At 38.6% G+C, this 5,052-nt stretch carries 5 protein-coding genes; all 5 read right to left on the minus strand.

Features of this window, described 5'->3' with window-relative positions; all coding sequences use genetic code 11:
- Nucleotides 1-366, minus strand: a 366-nt coding sequence (locus ACRCZA_RS15455; RefSeq protein ID WP_438675283.1) for a type I-F CRISPR-associated protein Cas7f/Csy3, incomplete at its 3' end; no start/stop codon positions are given.
- 54 nt (nucleotides 367-420) lie between these two features.
- Nucleotides 421-1,602, minus strand: coding sequence for a type I-F CRISPR-associated protein Csy2 (gene csy2, locus ACRCZA_RS15460; RefSeq protein ID WP_438675284.1), 1,182 nt, complete (start codon nucleotides 1,600-1,602; stop codon nucleotides 421-423).
- Nucleotides 1,599-2,939 (minus strand): type I-F CRISPR-associated protein Csy1, encoded by a 1,341-nt coding sequence (csy1, locus tag ACRCZA_RS15465; RefSeq protein WP_438675285.1) that lies wholly within the window; start codon nucleotides 2,937-2,939, stop codon nucleotides 1,599-1,601. Before csy1 ends, csy2 begins: the two co-directional genes overlap by 4 nt.
- Nucleotides 2,854-3,126, minus strand: a complete 273-nt coding sequence (locus ACRCZA_RS15470) for a hypothetical protein (protein ID WP_438675286.1) — start codon at nucleotides 3,124-3,126, stop codon at nucleotides 2,854-2,856. The genes csy1 and ACRCZA_RS15470 overlap by 86 nt, the downstream gene beginning before the upstream one ends.
- Nucleotides 3,123-4,748, minus strand: coding sequence for a hypothetical protein (locus ACRCZA_RS15475; protein ID WP_438675287.1), 1,626 nt, complete (start codon nucleotides 4,746-4,748; stop codon nucleotides 3,123-3,125). The genes ACRCZA_RS15470 and ACRCZA_RS15475 overlap by 4 nt, the downstream gene beginning before the upstream one ends.
- Between the last annotated feature and the right edge of the window lie 304 nt (nucleotides 4,749-5,052).

Below are 5,052 nucleotides of genomic sequence, written 5' to 3' on the forward strand. Positions count from 1 at the left end.
AATGCCTGCACTTTGTTTAAATTCCATTACCTTGGTTTTAATTGAATTGCCAAATGCTGGCAAGTTACAACCAAAAGGAACACCAAGGTTGCCCACTACACGCATACTAAAACTTACTTTCAGTGTGTCATGCTGCAAAGGCAAGTTAGCATCATCGCTGTTTGATGATACAGGGTTCGGCTTGATTTTATCCTCATCTTTTGTGCCATGTGCACTTTGAGTCGAACGGTTCTGTCTTTTCGTGATCTGAATATCCTTCCATTTTTCCGCAGAAGTAATATTGCTCCATTCGCCTGAAAACATTAAGGCATCAGATGTTTCAAGCTTGCGCTCGAAAGATAACATGCTCGGTAAATTAATACTCATTGGCATTTCCTTTTTTGCTCAGTAAATTAACCATCATTGTTTCCCCTCTTTTAATTAATAATGACTATTGCTATCTTCAATAGTGAAATCTTCTAGTGGTACTAGGTTTACGATTGCAGCACTTTGCTGGCACAAATACCAAATTTTTTCATAAGGCGCATAACGCCAAACACTCGCTTGCCAGTCTTCTTTGCTTTTTAAACGATGCACACTTTGCCATTCACCCACAGAATGTACCGACTCGACAAAACACAGGTCTGTTGCCGCATCTCTGGCTCCATCAATTTCACCTGCTGGATAAACCTCAGTAATGGCTTTATAACCGGTCATAATGGGAACCAGATAACCAGCTTGTGGTTTTTTATCGTATTCCCAGTTAGCCGATGTTTTTTCGTTTGGCGTTAGGTAATTTTGCCATTGCATGAAAATTTTTGAGTCAATGCTTTCTTGCTGCTCAGAAAAATAAATAATCAATTCGTTAGGTATAGCGTCTTGTTGATAAGGCTTGCTTTTATGCTCAAGCCAGATATCACATAACCGTGAGAATGAAGTATTTTTTTCTTGGCTCGTAAAGTGCTTATCTAACAACTCACAGGTTGGCCTCGCCACCTGCTTCAAGACAATAAAATCAAACCAAGCATCTAATAATTCAGCCTTGGGATTGCATGTTTTAAGATCTGAAAAGTGCTGCTCTAAATAGTCAGATCTATCTTGCAAAACAGAACCGGGCAATAGCTTTCTTCTTACGCGCTTAAGTTGCTCGTCATTAGTCAAATCAAGTATTTTTACGTCTGCCACAGACAAGATTGTTCCGCCGGCTAATCGCTGTATATGACAGATGTTCTTAATAAACTCTTCTAGCATATCTTGTAATTCACCGAGGTAACCTTTTACCGGAATTAATAAAGAGACGGTCATGTTCATTTTGGCCTCTTCATTAATTGCTGGATCTTTTAATATCCCACCATCAAATTTCAAAGGTAAATATTGAGCAGTTTTATACTGTGAAAATCTTGTTGTAGAACCATCTTTATAAGTATGAACGTGTTGTTCATGAGCTACAACCATACAACCATCTAAAGCCAAGCTATTTAATGTTTCATTAGATTTAAGCTTTCGATCTAGGTTATGACTAAAGCCTAAAAAATGCGTGATCGCTGGAAACCCCCAAGTAAATCCAGAGGCTGCATTAGCGTTTTGCACCTTAATCCTTTCGATTAATAGGTATTTGCTCATATCACCCCCTTCTGCTGATTTAAACTTTTAGCAGGAAATTCTTCTCTAAAATTAGCGTTAAAAAGCTTCTTCCATAACTTGGTGTGTGCTTCTTGTGGTGTGAATTTTTCACCTGCTTTAACTAGGCGGTTATTTAACCAGTCAGCAAAATCTTGCACGATAACACCTTGCCAATTCAGACTGTTTTTTGACGCTAAAAAAGCGTCATCTTGACGATGGCAATCTAATAAAATCTGATGTTCAGGCTTCAATTTAATACCATCGACAAGAGACCAACCCGCAGGTAAGGCTTGTATTGATTTGACATAAACCAATACCTCATCGACCAGATTTTCAATCCACTCTTCAACCCAGCGCATGCGCTTTGGGTCTTTAATGCTTAACTGCAAACTGTCAAAGCGAATTAAAAAATCAGATAAATATTGAACATTTTCTTTTACAGCATAATTTCTTGATAATTCGTAGAAAAAGCTTCCTGTATAAATTGGAGGTTTGATTTGTGAATGCCAAACGGGGGGTTGACATGAAAACAAGCCTAAGCGTCCGCCTCGCTTATTGTTTAGCTGCGAGGCATTACCATGGTTACTTGCAGTAATAGAGATGCTTGCCCTATTTGGAAAGCTAAAATAAATTTCATTTGAATATTTGTTGCTGGTTTTTATTTTAAAAATATCTTTTGAGCCTCGACGAGAAAATTCGTGTAAAGCTTGTGCTTTAGATGATGACACCACATTGCAAAGAAGGTGATATTTAAATCTAGACTCATCTTTGCTTATCGGAAAGTACGTCTGTTTTAATAAAAAATGTGCCGCAGGCTTTCCTGTTATGCTAGCCGCTGAAAAGCCTTGATTCCAAGCCAACATTTGCTCATGTTTTTCAGTAAAGTTTCTTAATAAAACAGTGTCTAAATGCACAAATTCGCTGACGAGCTTTTTATTGTTAAATTCCAGTTCTAGGAATTGATATACAGGAGAATATTGCATTCCTTTTACTGCACCATCAATAATCACGTTAGCCAAGCTAGACGTCGATAGGTGACTATTTTTTGTCGTTTTCGAAACGTCAAAAAAAGATGGGCTGTCAATAATGGAATGGGTTAATTTTGTCACATGAGTAGCAAAAGTGACGTTTTTAGCGTTTTCTGCTGCCCAAGTTATCCATTTTTCAGGTGCGTACTTACTTGCGAATTCTTGTTGCTTTGTATTTATATCAGCAGCTAAATCTAAAAAGTTAATTGACTGTGGTTTTTCATTAATTCCTTGCAGCAAAGCAATTTGCTCTAAAATAAATGCAGTTTCTTTTTCGCCATCTATTTTTTTTGTTTTTTCTAGCGTCAAAAATAAAGGCTATGTCCTGCTTAACAAGCAAACCTTCTTTTTCATAGGCGCTGCCCATGTTTTTAAATATATCTTTTAAATACTTGGCAAAATCAGTCTCTATCTTATCAGCAAAAAAAGCATTAATAACGCGCTCCCAGCCTAATGCGCACTCACTCATTGGATCTTTTGTTTGTTCTTCAATCATAATATCACCTCTTGATAAACCCCTAAATTTGCAGACCATTTATATTCATTTATGTCATTTTTTTTGTAGCTAACGAGCCTTATCTCACCAAAACGCTGGGAAACTTCTTCAGTACTGATATTAAAATCACTGGCTAGTTCTGCATAGATAGTTAACGGGTTTAGATCAAACCAAAAGCTGATATCCGCTGTTGGAAAAGTTGCCGACTCATCTTTAATCGAGATGCCAGATCCTGATAGCGCCCCCATTTTAGGTGGGTAAGCCGCCTCATTCTTCCATGCCCACATCAGCTCATCATCCTTGTTAAGCAAATATACGGCTTCGTCTTTGGCGGATTTTCTAAATACCTGTAAGTTTTGTACGACCCCACACCAGTGCACCTGCTCTTTCCACCAAATTTTAGCTGAATCTGGATTTTTAAATAATTTTGTTAATAAAGCTTGGTGCTCTAGCGCAACCAAATTTTCTAGCGCTGGCTGCTTGCTCTTAATCACCCGCTCTACCGCATTAATGAGTTGATATTGTGACTCATGCAGTACTTCTCTTAATGTATGTTTATTTAACTTAAGTTTTAAGCTTTCCACCTCGAAACCAGGCTGACTAAAGCAGCGCTCACTGTCTTTCAGTTGCTTGATGTTTTGGTTAATTAGTAGAATATTATTTTGTTCTGGAACTTTATCTCTATGTCTTAACACTCGCCCAGCTATCTGGATAATTGAACGCATAGAACTAGGCTCAATGATTGCCCAATCATAATCGTGGTCACGCCCAACCTCTGCTACGGGGGAGGCTAATACAATAAACAGCTGATTTTTCGCCGCATTTTTTTTAATTAAAATTTGTACACTTTGCGGCGGCCATTTTTCTTTTCGATTAAGTATATGATCTAGCTTACTTTCCAAATAGGAGCGCACCGCCAATGGATAACGGCTGTGATACACGCATAAATGTATGTGCGTATCATCAGGTACCGGTAAGTTTAATAATGCTTTAGCAACAGCAACCATAGGATTGATATTAGCCATACGCACTAAGCCAATCGACACTTGTTTGTCATCTAAGTTTACATGATTATTTTTATGCAAGGTAAAAGAGCCCTGCATAATGGTATTAGCAAAATTGACATAGAGGTTATCAGTTACCGCTAAGTTATCAAGAATGTCAGCTTTGTGTTTTTCTACACCTGAACTTAAATACTGCACTCGTTTTTGAACGTATTTTTCATGCTGCTCTTTAAAGCTAATAAAATCTTGCATCTCTGCTTTATGAGCGCCGCCTTTTGTGCGCTCATCAAACCAAGCACAGTTAATCGTTTTGTTCCAATCAGCAACATTCACCTTGGCATATTCAGCCCAGCCGGCTTGGTATGCTTGAAAAGCAGCAAAGGCTAAATCTGGCGGCATAGTAGCCGTAGAAAGTAGAACGCGACTGCCTAACATACCAGCCCAATAAACCAAACGACACAGGGCGGGCAAGTCTTCTAAACCAAAATCATCCGGTTCATCAATGACGAGATCAGCGGTAAGCAACCTTAACATTGGGCCGATCTGCTTACCGCCTTTAGTACCATCGGTTGCAGGGATTAAATGATCAATCGTGCAAACCAATGCGGGTGCTTGCACCAGCTTTTCAATGCGTTGGTTCGCGCCTGTCCACGGATATAAACTGTGTTTTACACCGGATAAATCATAATCTACATATAATTCTGGATCTAAAACATCTTCAACCGACTCACTGCCTGTGCCGAAGTTTTCTGTCGGTGATTTTTTATTTTGCTCGTTTTCAAATAATGCTTGGATTCAACTAGTAAGTGCGACACTGTTTAAACAAAAACGGTAAGTTGCTGTATCATCGTAATTTACCTACCACAGTGAATCACAGATGAAATACAAACAACTTACCGAAGTGCAAAGATACCAGATCTAC

The organism is Shewanella sp. (genome assembly GCF_051658185.1).
Classification (GTDB): Bacteria; Pseudomonadota; Gammaproteobacteria; order Enterobacterales; family Shewanellaceae; genus Shewanella.